Origin of the sequence: uncultured Bacteroides sp. (assembly GCF_947632445.1) — a bacterium.
Lineage (GTDB): Bacteria > Bacteroidota > Bacteroidia > Bacteroidales > Bacteroidaceae > Bacteroides.
Genome location: NZ_CANRPM010000018.1, coordinates 13,142 through 38,115, shown reverse-complemented (window position 1 = coordinate 38,115; position 24,974 = coordinate 13,142). Strand labels below are relative to the sequence as shown.

The window sequence follows — 24,974 nt, the reverse complement described above, 5'->3', positions numbered from 1 at the left end:
CATTCATAAAATGAATACATTGTATTTAACCTTGGATTACGAACTTTTTTTAAATGACCGAACTGGAGATGTCAACAATTGTCTTATTGCACCAACAAATCATCTTATTGCAATCTTGGAGAAATATGATGCAAAAGCCACCTTTTTTGTAGATGTGGCATTTCTTTTCCGTTTGTATGAATTAAAAGCCGAATGGGCGATTTTACAAACTGATTATGATAAAATTGTTGAACAAATTAGAGCGCTGGATCAGAAAGGACATGAAATAGCATTGCATATACACCCACAATGGTTCTATTCGAATTTTGATGGGAAAAAATGGGTAATAGACTATGCATATTATAAATTATCTGACATGCCTCAATCTGATGCAGACAAACGTTTCGTTGATTGTGTGCATCTATTGAAAGGTATTGTAGGACAACCTATAACAGCTTTCCGAGCAGGCGGATATTCGATTCAAGATTACAAATCATTTCCAGAGATACTCCTTTCAAACGGGATATGTAAGGATTCCTCCGTATTACCTGGAATGAAATATGTCTCAAAATTACAATATTATGATTATACATTGTTAAATAGTGCGGACATATATACTTTTAACGACAACATACTTTCCCCCGTTACAGACGGAGATATCCAAGAGTTTCCTATTGCGACTGCAAAAATATCATTTTTACAATATTGTTTCTATAAATTGTACAATAGCATTATAAAAAACAATCAAAATTGGGGCAATGGAGGGGATTTCTCAACCCATAGATGGAAAGAATTTATAAAAAATATTTTACAAAAACTATTTATCTGTACATACATTTCAGCGACTATCGATTATCAGAGTTTCACATCGACTGATTATGTTCTAAAACACATTAAAAATAAATATTCGAATATTGTTATCATTGGACATCCCAAGAATTTTTCGCCGGCGTCACTAAATTATTTACAAAAATTGTTAAATAGCAAGGAATATTGTTTTAATACTCTGTAAATCATGAAAAAAATCTATTTTATATGTGGGGCTCAAGACCCAAGATGTTATAAACGAATACAGGAATTTATCAATAGAGGCTACGAAGTAAAAATATTCAGTTTTGAAAGACAATCCATCAGACCTGTCAATAAATTACCCACAGAATATATTGGTTCGTTTTCTAATACCACACCATATATTCAGCGGATATATATGTATTTTTGTTCTATGTGGCGCTTGTTCCGGAAATATGGAGGAAAGAATGAGTTATGGTATTACTTCGGATTGCCAACCTGTATGTTTGCATTTATCTTCAATAGGAAAGGGTGGTATATTTTAGAAGAATCCGACATGTCACATTTAAATTTGAAAAGTAAATTAATAAGAACTATTTTAGAATACATAAATATCTTCCTTATAAAAAAATCGTTGGTATCTGTTTTTACATCAGAAGGATTTATAGATTTTCATTTCCCCGATAAATCGAAACGTCCCGACAATTTAGCATTAATGCCGAATAAACTGAATCCCAACATAACACAACTGAAAACCGTTGAAAAAAAAACTATTAATGTCTCACGCATTCGTTTCGGTTTTGTTGGCTTTTTAAGATATCAAACCATCTTTAACGTATCAGATGTGATTTCTAAAAATTTCCCTTATCATGAATTTCATTTTTATGGTATCCCAGACAGCAAAAAAAATAGGGAACTATTTGACCAATTAAAGAGTCGGAATAATGTATTTTTTCATGGACCTTTTAAAAACCCTGAAGATTTGCCCACGATATATTCAAATATAGACATTGTCGTGTCCACTTATGATACAACTTCGATAAATGTCTTATATGCAGAGCCGAATAAGTTATATGAATCAATTTATTTTAGGACGCCGATAATCGTCAGTGAAAAAACATTTTTAGCTACACAGGTTTCTAAATATAAATCTGGTTATATTGTCAATCCTTTTTGCGAAGAACAGATAGTGTTGTTAATCAAGAAAATAGAATCTTCTTTACCTGTTATCTCTGCTGCCATGATAAATATACCAAGAGAGACTGCTATCGATTCTGCTGAAGATCTATTTTTAATTATGGACAAAAAATTGTCATCGTCATGAAAAGCCATGGACCGAATGCGTTTTTAATATCATCTATCGGACAGATAAATATACCATGTTTTAATTAACGCCCCATAATATGTATACGATGATTCTATTCCGTGTACACAAGCAAGTAAATTGCGGTAGTATCAGGATTCTTTTGATAAAATGAATATTCCAACTCATTTACGCACAGTTTCTCATCTGCGAATCCGGCAAGTTGTATATCAGATTCGCTATAGGCTGTTCACGCCTTGTTTTCAAAGCCTGTCCGCTACTAATCCTTTTATTCCCCCGAATAGGACAGATTGGATTCCCAAATCAGTCTCGTATAGCAATGGGCAGTTTATGTTCTTGAACTTGTCAGCACCATTCCGTTCGTGGCAAGATGTGTCGAAAGGTATGCTTTGGGCATACAATCTTAACTATATGGATTGGTTGTGCCAGCCCGATATGGATTTTGAAACAGGAGCGGGATGGATTGAACGATTTATCTCTGACTTGCCGAACAATGCCATCGGGTTACAACCCTATCCGACTGCTCTCCGAGGTATCAACTGGATAAAATTCATTGCCAAATACGACGAATGTCTTCCTTCATCGCAACATAAACGTTGGAACGATTCACTTTATTCCCAATACGAGTATCTTTCTCGCCGCTTGGAATATCATCTTTTAGGCAATCACCTGCTCGAAGATGCTTTTTCACTTTATGTAGGAGCGCTATATTTTCGCGATTCAGGATTTTATAGATGCAGTTCAAGATTGTTGCGTGCCCAATTAAACGAACAAATCCTGTCCGATGGAGCACATTACGAGCAGTCACCGATGTATCACTGCATTTTACTTGATCGACTGCTTGATTGTTATAACTTCTCTGCAAATAACATAGCTTTCAATAGTCAGAAGTCAATAACCTTACTACTTGCGCGGAAAGCTTGTCAAATGCTCGGATATTTAGAGAGTATCGTATGGAGAGACGGGACGATACCCCTGTTGAACGATTCAGCATACAATATTGCGCCAACACCTGCTGAAATTTTTGAGTATGCCCGTCGGTTGGGACTTCGGTGGCAGGTGATACCGCTCGGTGCATCGGGCTATCGTAAATTTCTAAATGAATATTTCGAAGCAGTTGTTGATATCGGAAATATTGCAGCACACTACCAGCCCGGACACGCACATGCCGATACGTTCAATTATGAATTGCGTATCGCCGGGCACCCTTTTATTGTGGATACGGGCATTTCGACCTATGAAAAGAATGTCCGCAGACAATACGAACGCTCTACGGCAGCACACAATACGGTATCGATAGGCAATAGGGACTCCTGTGAAGTATGGGGTGGTTTTCGGGTAGGCAGACGGGCGCTGGTGAAAATAATAGACGACACCTCTAAGTATCTTGCAGCTTTTCATAACGGGTTCGGGAAACAGTATCTTCACAAACGTGTATTTTTCTTATCGCAGGACGAATTCACCATAATAGATACACTGCCTACTGAATGTACGGGGGTAAGTTATATACATTTTGCCCCTGGAGTTACTGTTGTGGAATGGGATAAAAAACATATCGTCACAAACCTTGCAGTAATTCACATAAACGGATCCTATAAAATAGAAATAACGGAAGGACTCGTGTCGCAGGAATACAACCGACTACTTCCCGCCAAAATTGTAAATTTTTTTTTACAAAACGATACAATACATCGTTCATTAAAAACCTCTTTATGAAAATACTGTTTTTGGCAGACGGCTTTCCTCCGGAAGTCAGTGCTCAGGCTTCACGCACCTATGACCATTGTCGGGAGTGGGCAAAAAACGGCGACGAAGTAACCGTCATAACGTGTGTTCCGAATTATCCCTATGGGAAAGTGTATTCAGGTTACAGAAACCATTGGCGGCAAGAGGAAACCATAGATGGCATTCGTATAATCAGGGTATGGAGTTATATGGTGCCCAATAAAGGTGTGTTCAAGCGAACACTGGATTATGTCAGTTTTTCGATTACTTCATTCCTCACCGGATTGTTCGTTACAACAGATGTTATTATTGCTACTTCCCCACAATTCTTCACGGCATTGAGCGGCCGAACCCTCGCATTCTGGAAACGTAAACCATGGATTATGGAGGTCCGAGATTTATGGCCGGACAGCATAACGACTGTTGGGGCATTGAAAGACGGCCTGTTTATCCGCTATTTCTCTTGGCAGGAGTTTCGTTGCTACAATGCGGCGAAGAAAATCATTGTAGTAACCGACGCTTTCCGTAAAAAAATTATTTCTCGCGGCATTCCTGCGGAGAAAATCAGTGTCGTGAAAAATGGCGTCAACCGCCAGCAGTTTGCCCCGATGGAAAAAGACAGTCGATTGATTGAAAAATTAGGCTTGACCGGAAAAAAGATTATCGGATACATCGGGACACATGGTATGGCGCATAAGTTGGATTTTATCCTGCAATGTGCCCACAAGTTGGATAACGGGACAAACAATTACCATTTTCTGCTGATGGGCGATGGGGCTGAAAAAGCGAATCTGCTCGAACTAAAAGAGAAACTTGGCTGTAAAAATGTAACAATGCTGGATTCCGTGCCCAAACAGGAAGTACGGCAATATATCTCCATATTGGATATATGTCTTATCAATTTACGGAAAGCGGATCTATTTACGACGGTCATACCCTCGAAAATTTTTGAGAATGCCGCTATGGAAATTCCCATTTTGATGGGTGTTGAGGGGGAGGCGAAAGAGATTGTCGAACACTATGAGGCCGGTATTTGTTTCGAACCGGAAAACGAGACCGATTTCTTCGTCAAACTTGCAGAAATTTGCCATCCGGAAGTTCAGGAACGGTTGCATAAGGGCTGTATGCGTTTGGCCGCAGACTTCGATAGACAAGTATTAGCCAGAAAGATGCAACAAATCATTCACGAAACAATATGAAAAAAGTATTATTGGTCTTCGGAACTCGCCCCGAAGCCATCAAGATGGCGCCGTTGGTCAAGGAGTTCCGGAAACACGACTCCGAGTTCGAGACCGTCGTGTGCGTTACGGGGCAGCACCGCGAGATGCTCGACCAGGTGTTGCGCATCTTCGATATCACGCCCGACTACGACCTCAATATCATGAAGCAGGGGCAGGACCTCTACGACGTTACCGCCCGCGTGCTGACCGGCATGCGCGACGTACTCGACACGGTGCATCCCGATGCTGTCCTCGTTCACGGCGACACGACCACCTCGACGGCTGCCGCGCTGGCGGCGTTCTACCGGCAGATTCCCGTCGGACACGTCGAGGCCGGATTGCGGACACACGACATTTACAGCCCGTGGCCCGAAGAGATGAACCGCCAGATTACCGGACGCATCGCCACCTATCATTTCGCTCCTACGCCGTTGAGCCGTCAAAACCTGCTGGATGAAGGCGTGAAAGACAGACAAATCACCGTTACGGGCAACACGGTCATCGATGCGCTCTATTGGGTGGTGGATAACATCAAACACGATACGTCGCTCTCCCGTTCATTGGAGGAAGAACTGCACACGAGCGGTTACGATACGGCCCGTCTGAACGGCGGTCGGAAAATGGTCTTGATTACGGGACACCGGCGCGAGAATTTCGGTGAGGGATTCATCTCTATATGCCGTGCCATAAAAACGCTGTCACAGCGATTCCAAAAGGTGGATTTCATCTATCCGATGCACCTAAATCCGAACGTGCGGCGGCCGATACACGAGGTGTTCGGTGAGAACCTGTCGGACTTGGGAAATCTGTTTTTCATCGAGCCGTTGGAATACCTGTCGTTCGTCTATCTGATGGAGAAATCGACGGTGGTGCTGACCGACAGCGGCGGCATCCAGGAGGAGGCGCCGGGATTAGGCAAGCCTGTCTTGGTGATGCGCGACACGACGGAACGGCCGGAAGCGTTGGAGGCCGGCACGGTGAAATTGGTCGGCACGGACTACAACAAGATTGTCGGCGAGGTTTCGACTCTGCTCACAGATTCTTCGGCCTACGATCGAATGAGCAAGGCTGTGAATCCGTATGGGGATGGAAAGGCGTGCGAGAAAATTGTAAAGTATGTACACATGTGATTAAAATAAAAGTTATGATTCGGACAAAAGAGGATTTAAGATTGTACCTGCAAAAAGACAAGGAGGCATTGGAAATTACACGCAAACGCCCTCGTATAATCGGTGATGAAATCTGGAAATTCCAGATAGCCCTTCGGAAACATGAATATTATAAAAATTCGGGGGGGGGTATTTTATTGATTATATGGAAATTAATCCATTATCTGCGTGGAATTAGGCTTGGATTCGATATCCCGACCAATGTTTTCGACTACGGACTGCGTATCAATCATTACGGTTATTTAGTCGTCAATGGCAATGCGCGGATAGGTAAATTCTGCGATATACATCAAGGCGTTAATATCGGACAGAATATAGAACCGGGCAGCGTTCCGATGATAGGCGACAATGTGTATATAGGCCCCGGAGCAAAATTGTTTGGTAAGATAACAATTGCAAATCGTATAATGATAGGCGCGAATGCCGTGGTTAACAAATCCTTTTTAGAGGAGAATATCACCATAGCAGGTGTTCCGGCGCGAAAAGTCAAGGACTCCGGAGATCCATATCACAGAAAATAAAGTGAAAGTGATTGAAACAAGTAATGAAATTCTATCTACTCACACAGTAAGCTTTGGCGGACGGCACGGTGAAAATGGTCGGTACGGATTACGAGAAAATCGTCGGCGAGGTTTCGACCCTGCTTACCGACACGGCTGCCTACGAAAAAATGAGTCGCGCCATAAATCCCTACGGCGACGGAAAAGCGTGTGAAAGAATTATCGAATATATAAAATGCAATGACTGATAGAAGTAACAAATGATACCGAAAAAGATTCATTATTGCTGGTTTGGAGGGAATCCGTTGCCCGAATTGGCGCGGAAATGTATTGCCTCGTGGCGGAAATATCTCCCGGAGTACGAAATCAAGGAGTGGAACGAAACCACGTTCGACATTCACAGCAATGCCTATGTCGAAGAAGCATACGAAGCTCGAACATACGCCTTTGTAACGGATTATGTTCGGTTATATGCATTGTATCATGAAGGCGGCGTCTATATGGATACGGATGTCGAGGTCTTGAAGCCGTTAGATGATTTGTTGGGCTATGAGGCGGTGTCTGGATTTGAGGCTCCGTCTCAAATCCCGACTGGCCTAATGGCCAGTCGGGAGGGACACCCTTTCATCAAAGAATTGTTAGCAGACTATGATAACATACATTTCAAACGGGCCGACGGGACCTTGGATATGACGACGAATGTACGCCGTATTACCGACCATTGCCTGCGATACGGACTACAACTGAATAACAAGCAGCAAACGGTAAATGGATTTACATTGCTTCCCAAAGATTATCTGTGTCCGATACAATTTGGACACTGTTTTTTAACGGCTAATACGCTATGTATTCACCATTTTGCAGGCAGTTGGATTACCAAAAGAGATAGGCGAAAAAAATGGTTTATACGATTAATAGGATGGCGACTGACGGTCGTATGCATAAAAATCAAATCTTTTTTTCGGAATTTGTGTGGAATAAGTAGGTAGGTTTTACTTTTATTATGCCTGACACTTATGCCGAAATTTGTGCACATCGCTTTAATCTTTTATGGATATGGTATTTAAAGGAATTTATTATGAAAATCAATATTATTTACATTGTTCCCTCTCTTATCGAATGTGGGCCGATTAATGTGCTGTACAATCTCGTCAAACACTTGGATCGCAATCATTTCGAACCTATAATCGTCGAGTTGCGCGAACATCCGTTGATTGACAGACATAATCATATGTGGTTTGAGAATCAGGGCATCAAAATCGACCGACGAAATTATTCGTTATGGTACATACAGATGAACATCAAGCGTATCGCAAAGGAATTATCAAATAAATATAGCGAACCAAACACAGTGTTTCATGCCCATTGCCATTATCCTACACTGATAACTGCAGCTATGAAAGGTAGGCATACCATGAATACTATTCACAATATATGTGATGAAGATTATGCCATGCAATTTAACCGCTGGATAGCCTGCTATATGGCATATCGTTTTCATAAGTCGTTAAAAAAGTTACCGTTGTGCGCTGCAATATGCGATAGCATGAAAGATTATTATGTGGATGATGGCGCAAATCTTACGGTAGTGCATAATGGTGTGGAAATTCCTCAAATAATTTCAGATAATGAGAAACTGTTGATCCGTGAAAAAGTGGGAATTTCAAGCAACACAATTGTAATGCTCTATCCTGCCGAACTGGGAGAACGTAAAAATCAAAAGTGCATCATTGAGGCTGTAAAGTTGAGTAAACGAACAGACATTGTAATACTATTTGCGGGTATGGGTAAGGAAGCAATAGAAATGATGCTCAAGAAATTTGCGGGTCATGATAGTCGCATTCGTTTCCTTGGTTATCAAAAGGATATGAGAGAGTGGTGGGCGGTAGCTGACTATATGATAAGTGCAGCGTATTCTGAAGGTATGCCTATGGCTGTACTTGAAGCATTGATGCATGGAAAACTTTGTATTTTGTCAGACATTCCGATACATCGTCAGATTGCCACTTCGGTATATGGAAGCGATGCTATTTTATTCGATCCAAACAGTCCTCAAGCATTGGTCTCGATTATTGATAATGGATTTGCTTGTGGTATATCCGAGCAAGAAATTGCCGCCAAAGCAAAGATGATTTATTCGTCAGAGATTATGACTCGTAATTATGAGAAATGCTACAACGAATTAGTGAAATGTTGATATGTGCAGTGCAGCGTATCAGAAAAAAAAGGTTTTGTAATGTACAATCGTGAGATGTGTGAGCATGGAAACACGCCTAACCGTCATACTCATATTGTTTTATATATTTTGTTGCGTGGTCGAAACCACACGAACACACCGGCATAGTGTTTTGGCGCTTGCCTGTTTTGTATTAACTCTTATTGTTGGCTTTCGTTCTCTTGAATGGTCGGATACGGGAGTTTATGCTTATGCATTCCAGCATTATACCAATACTTTATTCCGGTATTCTATGCAGGACGATCCTTATGGGTATGCGGAGGGAGGATTTTATTTTTTATCTTCTTTCATACGGACATTTACTGCGGACTATACGATATATTTCCTGCTTATTTCTGCTATCACGTTTTTTTTCATATACAAGTCATTGAGGGTCTATTGCGTGTATCCTTTAATTGGATTGTGTGTATATATTTCCCGTTTTTTGTTGGATCGCAATATGATGCAAATTCGGGCAGCGCTGGCAATAGCAGTGATAGTATATGCCTTACAATATGTTGCTGAACGCAATTTCAAAAAATATTTCATTTATATTGTGATAGGGTCATTGCTGCATCATAGTATCCTGTTGGCATTGCCTTTTTATTGGTTCAATAAAATTCCTTTTTCGCGTAAGACGATATGCCTAGCAATTGCAGGTAGCTATGTCCTTGCTACACTGTTTAGTCCAATAATCTTCGATAAGGTCGCGGCATTCAGCGCAATATACAATATCGCTCCTTCTTACACTAGTGACACCTCACCTTATACCAGTGGAAAAGGACTGGCCAATCCCATGATATACTATCAAGTCGTTGTCCTGCTGGCCTATACTTATATGGAAAGAAAACTCGTAAACATGACACCCTATTATCAAACCATCAGAAACGGATATTTGTATTCTACAATTATTTTGATACTTATGTCTTCTTTTGCGAGTTTGTCAGGGCGTACAAGTACCATATTTGCCACTTTGGAGATATTTATGATTCCAACATTTTTCGCGGCATTCAAACCGAAAGGCAAATTGGTGGCGTTCTTTGGAATCGGCGTGGTGGTTGCGGGGTTCTTCTATTTGAATATAATACAGTGAGAATTAATTGTATCGTTTCCTCGTTGGCAGACAAGGAACATTTTGTTGGCAAATATAGGAATCCACAAATATAATCATGCCATTTTCAGTATTGCTTTCCTTGTACAGCAAGGAAAATCCGGCTTATTTGCGTCAAAGTTTGGACAGTGTTTTCGGCCAGACCCTACCGCCTGACGAGGTTGTACTGGTAGAAGACGGCCCGCTGACCGCGGCATTGTATGCGGTGGTGGAAGAGTATGCGGGCAAATACCCGGCCTTGAAAATCGTCCCGCTGACCGAGAATGTCGGGCTGGGCCGCGCCTTAAACGAAGGGTTGAAACATTGTTCCCATGAATTGGTCGTCCGTATGGACACCGACGACATAGCGATGCCCGACCGTTTCGAAAAACAGCTTGCGTATATGGCGGCACATCCTGAATGTGATTTGCTGGGCGGGCAGATTACGGAATTTATTGACCGAGAAACGAATATAGTCTGTGCACGCAAGGTTCCTTGCACCCATGAAAAAATACTCATGTGGTTAAAGGGACGAAGTCCCTTTAACCACATGAGCGTAACTATGTTACGCTCACGTGTGATTGCCTGCGGCAATTATCTTGACTGGCATTTTAATGAGGACTATTACCTGTGGATTCGAATGGCACTTAACGGTTGCCGGTTTGCCAATCTGCCGGACACGCTGGTGAATGTGCGTGTCGGAAAGGAGATGTATCGGCGACGCGGTGGCTGGCAGTATTTTAAGAGTACGTCCGCACTGCAAAAATATATGCTCGTTCATGGCCTCATATCTCCCTTGAGGTATATGTTCAACGTTTCGGTAAGGTTTGTCGTGCAAGTATTGATGCCAAACAATGCAAAGCAATTCGTGTATCGGCATTTTCTCAGAAAATAGTCCTTTTCGTAAATTGCTTTTGTAAAACCTTCCCGCTTTTGCTTTTAGAAAATCATGGGAACTCCCGACAGACTGTAAAAGGTTTGTCGGGAGTTCTTTTTTGGAAAAACAGAGAAGGTCACAAAGGGTGCAAACTTCAAACGGTTTTCTCATAAAAAACAAAAAAATGAAAAGTTATAGAATACGGGCTATGTAGGACTGTCAATCGCAATGTTACTGGCACAGCATCACTATGTGAAGGCGGAAAACTCTGTGGCTTGGCACGTTGTTGTATTTCTATATTAACGTAAACTCGGCGAATTTTAATCATTTTGGAAAGATTCGGAGGGCCCAAAATAGTCCTGTCACACCAAGTGGCAGATTATCAATAAATTAGTGCGACACCTTAGGGTCTTTGGTAAACATTTCCGCGGAAAAATAAAAAATACCTTGCCTTTAAAGGCAGCCTATTTTTTATTTTATTCCAAAAAAGTTTGCACAGTCCTGTCACTGTCGCAGCAACCGACTGTGTATCAGCAAATTGGTGCGACAGGACTGTTTTACACATGCCAAAACCCCGTTTTTCTTCCGTCTTTTTTCACGGGCAATTCCTTCCGTCCTGACGCCGTGCCGGTTGACCCCCTGACGAAGTGCTTCCTCCCCTCCTCATAAAGCACTGCATGACACCCTCACGAAGCACTGCGTCGGAACTTCAGGAAGTGCTGCGTGGCGGAGTAAGAGAATAACAAGTCCGCGCAAACTGTGATAGCCGGCAAGGGACGATTCCCAATGGTAGCTGTACGATTTCTCTCTTTTTGTAATAGGCCGATCATTGCCTTTTTGAGAAGAAACTGAGAAGGACACAAAGGATGAAATGCAGAAAAGCAAAATTTCACTTTTATATTTCTCCCATTCTTTCTATATTTGTTCACTGAATAATCGGACGGAGAAAGTTATGGAGAGCGCGACAACAACGTCTCACAACAAACTTCAAACGGTTTTATATAAAAACAAAAAAATGAAAGATTATAGAATAGCCGTAGCCGGAACGGGCTACGTGGGACTGTCGATCGCAACGCTGCTGGCACAGCATCACCAGGTGAAGGCGGTGGACGTGATTCGGGAAAAGGTAGAGAAGATAAACAAACGGATCAGCCCGATACAGGACGAGTATATCGAGAAGTATCTGGCGGAAAAGGAACTGAACCTGACAGCCACGCTGAATGGACGCGAAGCCTACCGGGACGCAGACTTCGTGGTGATAGCAGCACCGACGAACTATGACCCGGTGAAGAACTACTTCGACACAAGCCACGTGGAAGAGGTGATAGACTTGGTGCTGGAGGTGAACCCGGACACCACGATGGTAATCAAGAGTACAATTCCGGTGGGATATTGCCGGAGTCTGTACGTGAAGTATGCACGAGTGTTCCAGAACTCCCCTGCCCTACAAGGCAAGACGTTCAACCTGCTGTTCTCGCCGGAATTCCTGCGGGAGAGCAAGGCACTGTATGACAATCTGCATCCAAGCCGGATCATCGTGGGCTATCCAAAGCTGATCGAGGGACTGGACGAGGAAAACGAAGCCATCCGCACCATTGCCGGCAAGAACCTGGAGGAAAAGGCACGAGAGTTTGCGGCCCTGTTGCAGGAAGGAGCCATCAAAGAGAACATAGACACGCTTTTCATGGGCCTGAAGGAGGCGGAGGCGGTGAAGCTCTTCGCCAATACGTACCTGGCACTGAGAGTGAGCTATTTCAACGAACTGGACACGTATGCAGAGGTGAAAGGACTGGATACGAAAGCAATCATTGACGGCATCTGCCTGGACCCACGCATCGGAACGCACTATAACAATCCGAGCTTCGGCTACGGGGGATATTGCCTGCCGAAGGACACGAAACAGCTGCTGGCAAACTATCGGGATGTGCCGGAGAACCTGATACATGCCATCGTGGAGAGCAACCGGACGAGAAAAGACTTTATAGCGGACCAGGTGCTGCACAAGGCGGGATATTACGACTACTACAACCGGGGGGACTACAACCCGGCAGAGGAACGGAAGTGTACGATCGGGGTGTACCGACTGACGATGAAATCGAACAGCGACAACTTCCGGCAAAGCTCAATCCAGGGAGTGATGAAACGCATCAAGGCAAAGGGAGCGACGGTAATCATCTATGAACCGACGCTGGAGAACGGGACGACGTTCTTCGGATCGGCGGTGGTGAACGACCTGGAGGCTTTCAAACAGCAGTCTAATGCAATCATTGCGAACCGCTACGACGCATGTCTGGACGATGTAAGGGAAAAGGTTTATACAAGAGACCTGTTTAATAGAGATTAGAAGTGAGGGAATCGTTTTAATTCTCCGTTTTCAATTATCCAATGGAATTACTTGTCTACAAAGCATCGGCAGGATCGGGAAAAACGTTTACACTGGCCGTAGAATATATCAAGCACCTGATTGAGAATCCCAGGGCGTACCGGCAGATTTTGGCGGTGACCTTCACAAACAAGGCCACAGCAGAGATGAAGGAACGCATCGTGCAGCAGCTGTACGGCATCTGGAAAGGAGACCGGGACTCGAAAGCGTACCTGAACCGCATCCGGGAGGACTTGAAGAAAGACATGAACACGAAGGAGCTAAGGGAAAGGGCCGGCATGGCTCTGCAGTATATGCTGCATGACTATAGCCGCTTCCGGGTGGAGACGATCGACTCGTTCTTCCAGTCGGTGATGAGAAATCTGGCAAGAGAGCTGGAACTGACCCCCAACCTGAACATCGAACTGAACAACACGGATGTGCTGGACGAAGCGGTGGACAGCCTGATAGAGAAACTGACGCCGGACGCTCCGGTCATGGGATGGTTGTTGGACTACATCAACGAACGCATCGCAGACGACAAACGGTGGAACGTATCGAACGAGATAAAGAGCTTCGGACGGAACATCTTCGACGAAAGCTACTTAGAGAAAGGCGGACTGTTGAGGGAATGCCTGAAGGAGCCCCAACTGATGAAGCTGTACAAGGAAGCGCTGAAGGAGCTGGAAACGGAAGCACTGGAGCAGATGAAAGCCTTCAACGACCAGTTTGAAAAGGAGCTGGACGGTCACGGACTGGCTTCGGAGGATCTGAAGAACGGATCGAGAGGTATCGGAAGCTACTTCCGCAAACTGAGGGACGGGCGACTGAGCGACAAGGACGTGGTGAACGCAACGCTACAGGGATGTCTGGCCAACGCGAACAACTGGAGCACGAAGACGTCGAAGCAACGAAAAGAAATCACGGCACTGGCGGAACGAAGCCTGATACCACTGTTGCAGGAAGCGGAACGCATAAGGCCGCAACGGTGCCGGACGGTGAACAGCTGCCGCCTGACACGCCAGCACTTGAACAAGCTGCAACTGCTGAACCACATCGACGAGGAGGTAAAAACGTTGAACAGGGAGCAGAACCGCTTTCTGTTGTCGGACACGAATGCCCTGCTGCACCGGCTGGTGAGAGAGGGAGACTCGTCGTTCGTATTCGAAAAGATAGGAGCCAGCATCCGTAATGTGATGATCGACGAATTCCAAGATACGAGCCGGATGCAATGGGACAACTTCCGCCTATTGTTACTGGAAGGACTGGCACAGGGAGAAGACAGCCTTATCGTAGGCGACGTGAAACAGTCGATCTACCGCTGGAGGAACGGTGACTGGAGAATTCTGAACGGACTGAAGAAAAAACTGGGACACTTCCCCATCCGACTGGAAACACTGAAGGTAAACCGACGGAGCGAAGCGAACGTGACGGACTTCAACAACCGGGTATTCAGAGAAGTGGTTGACTACCTGAACAGTCTGCATTTGGCCGAACTGAAAACAGAATGCAGGGAACTGAAAGAAGCGTATGAGGACGTGAAACAGGAGTCGGTCAAGGAGAAGGCACGGGGATATGTGCAGGTAGAATTCCTGGAACCGGATGAGGAAAGGGACTATACGGAAGCTACCTTACAAGCACTGGGCAAGTCAGTGGAGGAACTGCTGTCCGAAGGAGTAAAACTAAACGACATGGCCATCCTGATACGCAAGAACAAGCACATCGCACCAATCGCAGACTACTTCGACCGAGAGCTGAAGATACCGGTAGTGTCGGACGAGGCATTCCGGCTGGACGCCTCGCAAGCAGTGTGTATGTTGATAGACGCCCTGCGTTATCTGTCGGACGAAACGGACAGGGTGGCACTGGCTTCGCTTGTGATGAACTATTGTACAGGGGTGAAGGAACAGGAAGGGAATACGGACAGGCTGCTGGCCGGAAACATGGAAGAGCTGTTGCCGGAGGGACTGACCACACGGCGAGAGGAACTAAGGCTGATGCCTCTATACGAACTGCTGGAGGAACTGTTCGGCCTGCTGGAAGTGAAACGGCTGAAGAAGCAGGACGCTTACCTCTTTGCCTTCTTCGACGCAGTGATGGACTACCTGCAGAACCACTCGTCGGACCTGGACGGATTTCTGCATTACTGGGACGAAAAGCTGTGCATGAAGACCATCCCAAGCGGAGAACTGGAAGGCATCCGCATCCTGTCTATCCACAAATCAAAAGGACTGGAATTCCACACGGTGCTGATCCCCTTCTGCGACTGGAAGACGGAAAACGAGACGAACAACCAACTGGTGTGGTGCTCGCCGAAAGAGAAGCCCTATAACGGACTGGGACTGATACCGGTGAACTATTCGCCCCTGATGGCGGAATCGGTGTATCGGGAAGATTATCTGGAAGAACGACTTCAGCTGTGGGTGGACAATCTGAACCTGTTGTACGTGGCCTTCACGCGTGCAGGGAAAAACCTGCTGGTGTGGAGTCGGAAGGGGCAACGGGGAACAATGGCCGAACTGCTGGGCTATGCCCTGCCCCACTTAGCCGAAGGAGGACACGGCACATGGGACGAAGAGAACGAACGGTATGAACGGGGAGTTCTGTGTGTTTCGGAAGAAAAAAAGGAAAAACAGACGGGCAACCGACTGGCACAAAAAGCAACGAAAAGGCCGGTAATCATGGAAAGCCTGAAGCACGAAATCGAGTTCAGACAGTCCAACCGATCGGCGGACTTTATAGCAGGCGTGGACGAAGAGGAGTCGGAACAACGCTTCATCAATCGTGGACGGTTGCTGCACACACTGTTCTCGGCCATACGAACAGAAACGGACATCGAGGATGCCATTAGCAGGTTGGTGTTTGAAGGCGTAATAGGACAGCCGGAAACGGAGGACGAAATCAGGGAATTGACGAAACGGGCTTTTGAGCTGCCGCAGGTAAAAGAATGGTATGACGGAACATGGAAGCTATTCAATGAATGTGACATCATTTGGAAAGAAAACGGAGCATTGAAAAACCGACGTCCAGACCGTGTGATGATGAAGAACGGAAAGCTGGTAGTGGTGGATTTTAAATTCGGAAAGCCCAGTAAAAGTTACAACCGCCAAGTGAAAGGCTATATGCAACTGCTGACGCGTATGGGATATGATCCGAAACAGATGGAAGGATATCTGTGGTATGTAACGGAAGGAGAAATAGAAAAAGTACAAAATGACTCACAAAAATAATGTCATATAAGAATATGAATTATGGAAACATTTCTGCAACTGGTTGCACAAGAACTATATAAAAAAACAGGAAACGACTTGAGCCGGACAGTGGTTGTCTTCCCGAACAAAAGAGCAAGCCTGTTCTTCAACGAACAGCTGGCCGCGCAAAGCGACCATCCGCTGTGGTCGCCGACCTACGTAAGCATCAGCGATTTGTTCCGTCAACTGTCGCCTTGGAAGGCGGGAGATCCCATACGACTGGTGTGTGAACTCTATCGGGTGTTCCGCGAAGAAACGAAAAGCGAAGAGACACTGGACGACTTCTACTTCTGGGGAGAGCTGCTGATTAGTGATTTTGACGACGTGGACAAGAATCTGGTAGATGCTGACCGGCTCTTCGGCAATTTGCAGGATCTGAAGAACATCATGGACGTCCCCGACTACCTGAGCCAGGAACAGGAAGAGGCGATACAAGAATTCTTTCGGAACTTTTCTATCGAGAAGCGGACGGAACTGAAAGAGAAATTCATCAGTCTATGGGATAAACTGGGAGCCATCTATCGACACTACCGCAAACGGCTGGCGGAGTTGGGCATTGCCTACGAAGGCATGATGTACCGCCAAGTGATGGAGGAACTGGATACGCAGCGGCTGGACTACGACCGCTATGTGTTCGTAGGCTTCAATGTACTGAACCGGGTGGAACAGGCATTCTTCCTGCGCCTGCAAGAGGCCGGAAAGGCCTGGTTTTACTGGGACTACGACGTGTTCTACACCCGACGTCCGTCTGAATCGCAGCCACCTTATAAGCACGAGGCTGGCGAGTTTATCCTGCGCAACCTGAAACTGTTTCCCAACCAGTTACCGGAAAGTTGCCTGGACGTGATGAGCCGACCCAAGCAGATACGTTTCCTCTCGTCGCCTACGGAAAACGCACAGGCACGTTTTCTGCCCCAATGGATGAAGGGACTGGAACTGCCGGAGGGAGCACAACAGAAGGAGAATGCCGTAGTGCTTTGCAACGAGGCAATGCTTGTGCCCATACTTCACACTCTGCCTGAGGAGGTGAAAGACGTGAACATCACCATGGGTTTCCCCTTAGCACAGACACCGGTGTACAGTTACATCAATGCCTTGATGGAACTTCAGACCGACGGTTACCGGGCAGACAGCGGGCGCTATATCTATGAAGCAGTAATGGCGGTGCTAAAGCATCCTTACGTCAAACAGCTGTCAACCGAAGCAGAAAAATTGGAACGGAGACTGACACGCGACAACCGCTTCTATCCCCTGCCTTCGGAACTGAAAGCAGACGCTTTCCTGGAACAGATATTCACTCCGCAGACCGGACTGAAAGCCCTCTGTACCTGGCTGACGGAACGGATCAAAGACGTATCGGTTCTGTATCGAAACGAACCGGAAGAGAAAGGAAAAGATATATTTGGACAACTGTATCGGGAATCACTCTTCAAAAGCTATACCCTCGTGAATCGTCTGTTAAATCTATTGGAGACGGGCGAGCTGGAAGGTGTGCGGACAGGCATCCTGAAACGGCTGATAAATCGCCTGCTGACGGCAGCCAACATTCCCTTTCATGGCGAACCGGCCATCGGCATGCAGGTGATGGGCGTGTTGGAGACAAGAAACTTAGACTTCAAAAACCTAATCATACTGTCGCTCAACGAAGGGAAGCTGCCCAAGGCTGGAGGTGAGTCGTCGTTCATCCCCTACAACCTGCGCAAGGCATTCGGCATGACAACCATCGAACACAAGAATGCCGTGTATGCTTACTACTTCTACCGCCTGATGCAACGGGCGGAAAACGTGACGCTGATGTACAACACGTCGACCGACGGACTGAACCGAGGGGAGATGTCGCGCTTCATGCTGCAATTTTTGGTGGAATGGCCGCATGAAATCCGACGGGAATATCTGGAAACAGGGCAATCGCCCCAAACGGAACGGACTATCCGCGTGGAAAAGACCAAAGAAATGGTAGAACGGATGCACCAACGGTACGACGTGGAAAAGCATCCAAAAACCTTCTTCTCGCCCTCGGCACTGAATACGTACTTAGACTGTCGGCTGCGCTTCTACTACCGTTATGTAGCAGGACTGAAACTGCCTGAAGAGGTGACAGCGGAGATAGACTCAGCCCTGTTCGGCACCATTTTCCACCGTTCGGCGGAGTTAGTGTACACCGAACTGACGGAACATGGGAAAGAAATCCGTAAAGAAGATCTGGAAAGGTTGTTGAAGAATGAAGGGAAACTGCAGAGATACGTAGACCGGGCATTCAAAGAAAAATTCTTCCACGTACCGGAAGAGGAACAGCCGGAATACAACGGTACACAACTGATACACGCACGGGTGATTGCTTCGTACCTGCGACAGTTACTGCGCAATGACCTGAACTATGCTCCATTCAGCATGGAAGGCATGGAACAGGAAGTAAAAGAGGTAATGGAAATAGACACACCGGCCGGAAAACTGAAGATACAAATCGGCGGAACCATCGACCGCATGGACAGCAAAAACGACACCCTACGTATCGTGGACTACAAGACGGGAGGCCAACCCAAGACACCGGAAAACATTGCCCAACTGTTCACTCCAGCAGAGGGAAGGCCTAACTATATCTTCCAGACATTCCTGTATGCATCCATTCTCTGCCGCAAACAGACGAAGAAAGTAGCCCCTGCCCTACTCTACATCCATAAGGCTGCGCAGGACACTTATTCACCGGTCATCGAAATGGGGGCGGCGCGTCAACCGAAGCAGCCCGTGAACAACTTCAGCTTCTACGAAGAGGAATTCCACGAAAGGCTCCAGCAACTCCTGGAGGAGATATTCAGCCTGCATACATCATTCGACCAGACGGAACAGACACGGCAATGTGAATATTGTGACTTCAGGCGTCTGTGCAGGCGATGAAGGATGTCAATCTTCCGAGAAATTGTAGTCGGCCATGCTGGCTTGTTCTTCGGTTTCGATCTTACCGGGAATGCTGAAGTCTTTGTCGGAAAAGAGAGCGGCAAGACCGGAAATTTGCTTCAGGCGGAGCACTTCGTCGCGGTCCATACCAATGTTCTTCATAATCCATTCGTCCGTCATGCCGATACGGTCGAGTTCGGCCACAATATCGGACATCAGTTCGATGTTGTGGGTACCACGGGCACGATTGTGGCGGATTGTGGAAGCCATTCGGTTGGATATATCTTTGTCGATAACTACTACGGGAAGCATACCTTTCTCGCGCTCATAGATACGCTTGGACGTTTTCAGTACCTGGTAGCGGTGAAAGCCGTCTACAATAATGTAAATGTCCCGTTTGGAATCATAATAACACACGCAAGGCATAGTAAATCCGTCTTCCCAGATAGACAGTTCGAGCAGCCTCATCTCTGGCGGAGCCACAACATTGGGATTGTAATTGTTGGCTTCCACTTTTTCTACCGGGACAGCCTTTACGGCATAGACAGGACTCATATATTCATCACTACTCATAGCATCATGTTTTTAAATTCTTCCATTATTTTATCTCTCTTGTAGGCATCTTCCTTGTTGATGGAAAAGCCCATGTACTTGCAGATATGATCATTCTTAAGTATGCATACGCATACCCGTTTGTATGTAGGAATCTCACGGAACTCACGGATGTTGATATCGTCCAGATACTCCATGCGAACCGGCTTTTTCCGAGTCTTATAATTGGACTTTGCACCTACTTCGATGGGAATATTCAAATCGCGGAGTTTCTTGATAGTTTCATCACTCAGGCAACCTCCCTTCTTTCTCCAGAACTCAATGCTGACCGTCAGCTTGTTCAGGTAATTACGACGGGCGGGCTCAGGAAGCGTGGAAAGCAGGAATTGCATGTACGACTTCCAGGTATGTCCCTTGGGAAGATTGATTTTATGGCCTGTCCCCATAGCCCGCGTATTGCCGTAAATCCCTGCGAATTGCACACCGTTCACACGACAAATCATCTTACCCCATGTATTGGGATCAATTACCTGATAGAGTCTGAGGCTCTCCTGCGCTTCACCTAAAAAAGGACTGGCCACACGCTGACGTTCGATATTAACTCCAGCCTTATAATAAAGGTCGTAGAGCCTGTTGTAGTCGAAGCGATATTTCCCGTTAGCCACCCAGATATCGGTCGTCTTCCAATCGTAAATGGGATAAGCATTGAATATATCTATACCAATCTTGGAAGTCCAACGATAGGTGTGATACATCTGATACTTACGGGCTAAGTATATGCAACGCCAACGGCTGAAGCTTTCCTGTGTCCGAATACCGATCATATAACAGGAACGATTGGCCTTTTTCCGGTCATGAAGCCATTGGGCAAAGTGCATTTGAAACTCATAGTCCCACATGTTTTCGGCATAGAATTCGAAATCTTCTTTATTATAGCAACCGGGAGGCTTCTGACGTACCCACAGATCTTTCATATCATCATCCCACGGACGCCAAAAAGACTGATACATAGACGTGCAGGTGGAAACCTTTACAGGAACACAGATACGGTAAACTTCCAGAATGTCTTTGTTGGCCTCCAGCATACGATCCACATAATCAATGGTTACCGAATACTGAATCTCGTAGTCGATATGAAATACACAAAGTTTCCGCTTCAGATTGTTCCGACGGATATAGTCGATGCAGAGATTGAGCAATACGCCACTGTCTTTCCCACCCGAAAACGACACACAGACGTTGTCAAAATCTTCAAAAACAATCTTCAGACGTTCCTGCGCCAATTCATATACGTTCTTTCCATACGAATCATTTATCATATTTCCTCCGTTACCTATTCTTAATCATCTTCACGTAACGTTTCCACACATTCACTTCCTCAAATCCCTGCTCACGAAAAACATCACGATCCTCCAGAAAACTGATAGACACCAACGTGTGCTTCTCTTCCGAAGCGACATCTATAATCCTTTGCAACAAAGCAACCAACACCGTATTGTCGCGCTCCTTGATATAGTAGTTATTAATGATCCATCCACTTCTTCGGCGTTCTACAGGGATAAAGCCAACCACAACCTCATCATCATCCACTGCGACAAACCAACGAAAGGCCTGAGTTGTTCGAAAAGGGAAATTATAATTCTGCTTCAAAACAGCAGGATTCATCACCAAAGGGCCGACACATGGATATAAAGCGGCATCCAATCCTTCAAATTCCAATATTTTATTCATATTTATTATCTTCGATTACTTCTAAATAGAAAAACCTTATACGAGGTAAAGATATAGTTTTTCTATCTATCAGCCAAAGAATTATCCCCAAAAATAAGTCTATTAACTTCATAGACTACATTTTTTAACTTTCATATCAGGTCATTGAATTTCAAACAGGAAATGGCCGGTTTCGTATAGGGAAAACAGTGCGATCTTCCGTCGAAAACGCCGTTTTCGTTTTGTGCTTCCTTCTTTAGGTTTGAACTATCCTTGCCCTCCAATCATTCATAAAAAACATTCTATCGACCATGCGCGGCGTATCATAGGAAAAGTTCTAAGCCTCCTTCCTGCCGCGTCGTTCGTAATAACCGATGATAACCAGAGTACCGACAACAAGCAGAACGGTGCAGAGCAGTGAACCTTCGAAGCCGAAATTACCTCCCGTCAGCAGTTCACTGCCCGTCAAACGGAGAGTCAGCAAAGTTTCACCACTGTCCATGCCACTGACTTCATAACCCAACACCGGTCCCTGCAGCCAGTTCCAAAACCAATGCAGCACGATGGGAAAGCACAAGTTACGTGTATATAGGAAGGAAGCACCCAACAGACAGCCCCCTAACAGGACGTTAACAAAGGGCAGGAGTACAAAATTGGGATTGAGCAAATGCATGGCCGAGAAAAGGGCCGATGACAAAAACAGAGCCACAAAGCGGTTCATACCTTCCGAAAGCATCCGTCCCAGCACGAAACCGCGCACCATTATCTCTTCTGTAACAGCCATCAACAGGAAGAGCAGCAGCCTACCCAACAAGTTACGGGGCACTAACTGCACACTCGCTACTTCGACCATCCCTATCAGAAGCGATACACCGAACCCAACGGCATATAGCAACACTGCTACCCCCAATCCAGCCAACAGGTCTTTTCCCCGGCCTTTCAGAGACAATCCCAATAGCGATAAAGGTAGTTTACGCCAACGTAACATCAGTATTGCCGCACTTAGATAACCGACCAGCATCAGCAGACTCTCCAAAACAAGTAAGGGCAAACCGTCTTTCTGTATCTTCATTCCTGATACTATATGTACCACGAAAAGGGGAACGTGCAGAAATACCATAATCAACGTCCCTATCACATAAAACAGCAGAATATCCTTTGCCACTCGACCTGTGGATTTCCATATAATATTGCTTTTCATTTCCATGCTTTAGAAGTCACTTTAATACGCCCGTAAAAATACTAATAAATAAAAGAAAAAAGTTATCTATTATCGACAAATCTTCCGTATCTTTGAGAGCAAATCCTAAAACTGAAAGAAAATGACATTAAGAAACATACTGCTTGTTGCAGCTGGCTTCTGCATCACATGGGGAGGAGCTTACGCCCAAAAGAAGAAAACTTTTTATGTACCCAAAGCGGGTACACTGGTGGAACTGTTGACTGAGAATGAAGCCAACCAGATAACCCATCTCATCCTGCAAGGCAAACTTAACGCTATCGACTTCTGTCATCTGCGAGACGAATTCACCAACCTCAAAGTACTGGATATTTCGAATGCCACCATCAACATGTACACTGGGAAAAACGGTACCTACCCCGACCGCATCTACGTCTATCCGGGTAACTGCATCCCTGCCTACGCTTTCTGCAAAAAACGGAGTGACGGAAGTTTTCAAGGAAAGCAAACCCTGGAACGCATCATCCTGTCGGACAAAACGAAAAATATAGAAGACGCTGCCTTCAAGGGATGTACCAATCTGAAGATTTGTCAGATCAGAAAGAAAAAGGCTCCTAATCTGTTGCCCGAAGCATTGGCCGACAGCATCACGGCGATATTCGTTCCGTTGGGAAGCACGGATTCCTATCGCAACAAGGAAAGATGGGAGAACTTTTCCTTCATTGAAGGAGATCCCACGACGGTTACTGTACAGATTGGCCCCATGAGCAGTCTGGCAAGCGAACTTATGCGTAAAGGCATTCAACCGCGTGACGTCAACTTCCTGACCATCGAAGGCAAAATGGACGAAGCAGATTTCAAGCTGCTCCGTGACTATATGCCGAATCTGGTTTCCGTCAATATGGAAAACTGTACCTCGACTGCTATTCCCGAATATACGTTCACGCAAAAGAAATACATGCTGGACGTTACTCTTCCCAAAGATTTGCAAACCATCGGCCAACGTGCGTTCAGCGGCTGTACCCGTCTGTCCGGTTCCCTGATATTGCCGGGCGGAGTGAAAGCTATCGAATATGGTGCCTTCATCGGATGCGACAACCTGAAGCGTGTAGTAGCAACCGGCAACAAAATTACAACTCTGGGCGACAAACTTTTCGGAGAAAGCGACAACAGAATAGTCTATCAAACAAAACCTTAAAGAAAACGGAATGCAGGTATTCCCTCCCTGTACACCAATAAAGAGGCACGAACCACACCACATATAAACCATACGAATTATTGTAATAGTCAAGATTTGTCAGAACAAATCTTGACTATGCACCTAATTATTGCCAATACCTTAAAAAAAACGGAGGTGTAAAGATACACAATTGTCTTCTTCTCAGACTGCCAATGTGACATAAAAATCGTAACTTTGCGGCGTTTTCTGAAAAAGTAGACATTTTGGCAAAGTTTTTGTCGGAAAGAAGAATAACAGAGACGCGCCGGACACATCCAGTCGTCTACCCGCAACAATAACAAAAAATAAAAAAGATATGGATCCGAAAAAAGAAACCATGAATGAAGAAGAGCTGAAAGACCACACTGCTCATACTGGCCAGGAAGACCAAGGCGAAACAGAAGAAACGGCAACCGAGACACAGGAAAAAGCGGAAACAGAAGAAACTGAGCAAATGGGCGAACTGACTAAACTTCAGGAAGAGCTGGACAACATGAAAGATAAATACCTGCGCCTTTCTGCAGAATTCGACAACTACCGCAAACGCACCATGAAAGAGAAAGCCGAACTGATTCTGAACGGAGGTGAGAAAAGCATCAGCAGCATTCTTCCTATCGTCGATGACTTTGAGCGTGCACTGAAGAACATGGAAACAGCCGAAGACGTAGCAGCTGTCAAAGAAGGCGTGGAACTGATCTACAACAAGTTTATGACCGTCCTCGGACAGAACGGAGTGAAAGTCATTGAGACCAAAGAACAGCCCCTCAATACCGATTTCCACGAAGCTATCGCCGTCATCCCCGCTCAGGAAGAAAAACTGAAAGGTAAAATCTTAGACTGTGTCCAAACTGGATATACATTAAACGACAAGGTTATCCGTCATGCCAAAGTGGTAGTCGGAGAATAAGAAGACAAGC

General features: G+C 45.3%; 19 protein-coding genes and 1 pseudogene. 16 read left to right on the top strand and 4 right to left on the bottom strand.

Annotation, left to right across the window (positions count from 1 at the left end; translation table 11 throughout):
* Positions 1-10 precede the first annotated feature (10 nt).
* The 14 genes and pseudogenes from Q0Z70_RS05615 (at position 11) to Q0Z70_RS05550 (ending at position 19,396) form a co-directional block, all read left to right on the top strand.
* Entirely contained in the window at positions 11-991 is a 981-nt protein-coding gene (locus Q0Z70_RS05615; protein WP_298073134.1) for a polysaccharide deacetylase family protein, read from the top strand.
* Positions 992-994: 3 nt separating this feature from the next.
* Positions 995-2,092, top strand: a complete 1,098-nt coding sequence (locus Q0Z70_RS05610; protein ID WP_298073133.1) for a glycosyltransferase — start codon at positions 995-997, stop codon at positions 2,090-2,092.
* Between the two features lie 411 nt (positions 2,093-2,503).
* Complete coding sequence (locus tag Q0Z70_RS05605) at positions 2,504-3,808, top strand: alginate lyase family protein (RefSeq protein WP_298073132.1); 1,305 nt, start codon at positions 2,504-2,506, stop codon at positions 3,806-3,808.
* Positions 3,805-5,016 (top strand): glycosyltransferase family 4 protein, encoded by a 1,212-nt coding sequence (locus Q0Z70_RS05600; RefSeq protein ID WP_298073131.1) that lies wholly within the window; start codon positions 3,805-3,807, stop codon positions 5,014-5,016. The genes Q0Z70_RS05605 and Q0Z70_RS05600 overlap by 4 nt, the downstream gene beginning before the upstream one ends.
* Positions 5,013-6,167, top strand: a complete 1,155-nt coding sequence (gene wecB / locus Q0Z70_RS05595) for a UDP-N-acetylglucosamine 2-epimerase (non-hydrolyzing) (RefSeq protein WP_298073130.1) — start codon at positions 5,013-5,015, stop codon at positions 6,165-6,167. The genes Q0Z70_RS05600 and wecB overlap by 4 nt, the downstream gene beginning before the upstream one ends.
* A 14-nt stretch (positions 6,168-6,181) precedes the next feature.
* Entirely contained in the window at positions 6,182-6,727 is a 546-nt protein-coding gene (locus tag Q0Z70_RS05590; protein ID WP_298073129.1) for a serine acetyltransferase, read from the top strand.
* A gap of 50 nt (positions 6,728-6,777) precedes the next feature.
* Positions 6,778-6,954 (top strand): annotated as a pseudogene (locus Q0Z70_RS05585) (UDP-N-acetylglucosamine 2-epimerase); the annotation flags it as partial.
* Positions 6,955-6,966: 12 nt separating this feature from the next.
* Positions 6,967-7,695 carry a glycosyltransferase gene (locus Q0Z70_RS05580; RefSeq protein ID WP_298073128.1) on the top strand — a complete coding sequence of 243 codons (729 nt, stop codon included), beginning with the start codon at positions 6,967-6,969 and terminating at the stop codon, positions 7,693-7,695.
* Positions 7,696-7,784: 89 nt separating this feature from the next.
* Positions 7,785-8,903, top strand: a complete 1,119-nt coding sequence (locus Q0Z70_RS05575) for a glycosyltransferase family 4 protein (RefSeq protein WP_298073127.1) — start codon at positions 7,785-7,787, stop codon at positions 8,901-8,903.
* A 64-nt stretch (positions 8,904-8,967) separates the two neighbouring features.
* The gene (locus Q0Z70_RS05570) at positions 8,968-10,014 is read left to right on the top strand and encodes an EpsG family protein (protein ID WP_298073126.1); all 1,047 of its coding nucleotides are present in this window, start codon (positions 8,968-8,970) and stop codon (positions 10,012-10,014) included.
* 76 nt (positions 10,015-10,090) lie between these two features.
* Complete coding sequence (locus tag Q0Z70_RS05565) at positions 10,091-10,906, top strand: glycosyltransferase (RefSeq protein WP_298073125.1); 816 nt, start codon at positions 10,091-10,093, stop codon at positions 10,904-10,906.
* A 997-nt stretch (positions 10,907-11,903) separates the two neighbouring features.
* The gene (locus Q0Z70_RS05560; RefSeq protein WP_298073124.1) at positions 11,904-13,232 is read left to right on the top strand and encodes a nucleotide sugar dehydrogenase; all 1,329 of its coding nucleotides are present in this window, start codon (positions 11,904-11,906) and stop codon (positions 13,230-13,232) included.
* A 41-nt stretch (positions 13,233-13,273) separates the two neighbouring features.
* Positions 13,274-16,480: an exodeoxyribonuclease V subunit beta gene (locus Q0Z70_RS05555; RefSeq protein ID WP_298073123.1), complete on the top strand. Its 3,207-nt coding sequence runs from the start codon at positions 13,274-13,276 to the stop codon at positions 16,478-16,480.
* Positions 16,481-16,501: 21 nt separating this feature from the next.
* Complete coding sequence (locus tag Q0Z70_RS05550; protein WP_298073122.1) at positions 16,502-19,396, top strand: PD-(D/E)XK nuclease family protein; 2,895 nt, start codon at positions 16,502-16,504, stop codon at positions 19,394-19,396.
* 6 nt (positions 19,397-19,402) lie between these two features.
* Here Q0Z70_RS05550 and Q0Z70_RS05545 read toward each other — a convergent pair whose 3' ends face one another.
* The 4 genes from Q0Z70_RS05545 to Q0Z70_RS05530 all read right to left on the bottom strand — a co-directional run bounded on the left by Q0Z70_RS05545 (position 19,403) and on the right by Q0Z70_RS05530 (position 22,730).
* Positions 19,403-19,969: a ParB/RepB/Spo0J family partition protein gene (locus Q0Z70_RS05545; protein ID WP_298073121.1), complete on the bottom strand. Its 567-nt coding sequence runs from the start codon at positions 19,967-19,969 to the stop codon at positions 19,403-19,405.
* On the bottom strand, positions 19,966-21,267 hold the full coding sequence (locus Q0Z70_RS05540) for a DUF3440 domain-containing protein (RefSeq protein WP_298073120.1): 1,302 nt from the start codon (positions 21,265-21,267) through the stop codon (positions 19,966-19,968). Before Q0Z70_RS05540 ends, Q0Z70_RS05545 begins: the two co-directional genes overlap by 4 nt.
* 10 nt (positions 21,268-21,277) lie before the next feature.
* Positions 21,278-21,679, bottom strand: coding sequence for a hypothetical protein (locus tag Q0Z70_RS05535; RefSeq protein ID WP_298073119.1), 402 nt, complete (start codon positions 21,677-21,679; stop codon positions 21,278-21,280).
* Positions 21,680-21,995: 316 nt separating this feature from the next.
* The gene (locus Q0Z70_RS05530) at positions 21,996-22,730 is read right to left on the bottom strand and encodes a CPBP family intramembrane glutamic endopeptidase (protein ID WP_298073118.1); all 735 of its coding nucleotides are present in this window, start codon (positions 22,728-22,730) and stop codon (positions 21,996-21,998) included.
* Between the two features lie 250 nt (positions 22,731-22,980).
* Between Q0Z70_RS05530 and Q0Z70_RS05525 the strand changes: the two genes are divergently transcribed.
* Both Q0Z70_RS05525 and Q0Z70_RS05520 read left to right on the top strand, forming a co-directional pair.
* Entirely contained in the window at positions 22,981-24,036 is a 1,056-nt protein-coding gene (locus Q0Z70_RS05525; protein WP_298073117.1) for a leucine-rich repeat protein, read from the top strand.
* A gap of 337 nt (positions 24,037-24,373) precedes the next feature.
* Positions 24,374-24,964 (top strand): nucleotide exchange factor GrpE, encoded by a 591-nt coding sequence (locus Q0Z70_RS05520; RefSeq protein ID WP_298073116.1) that lies wholly within the window; start codon positions 24,374-24,376, stop codon positions 24,962-24,964.
* The last annotated feature ends 10 nt before the right edge of the window (positions 24,965-24,974 follow it).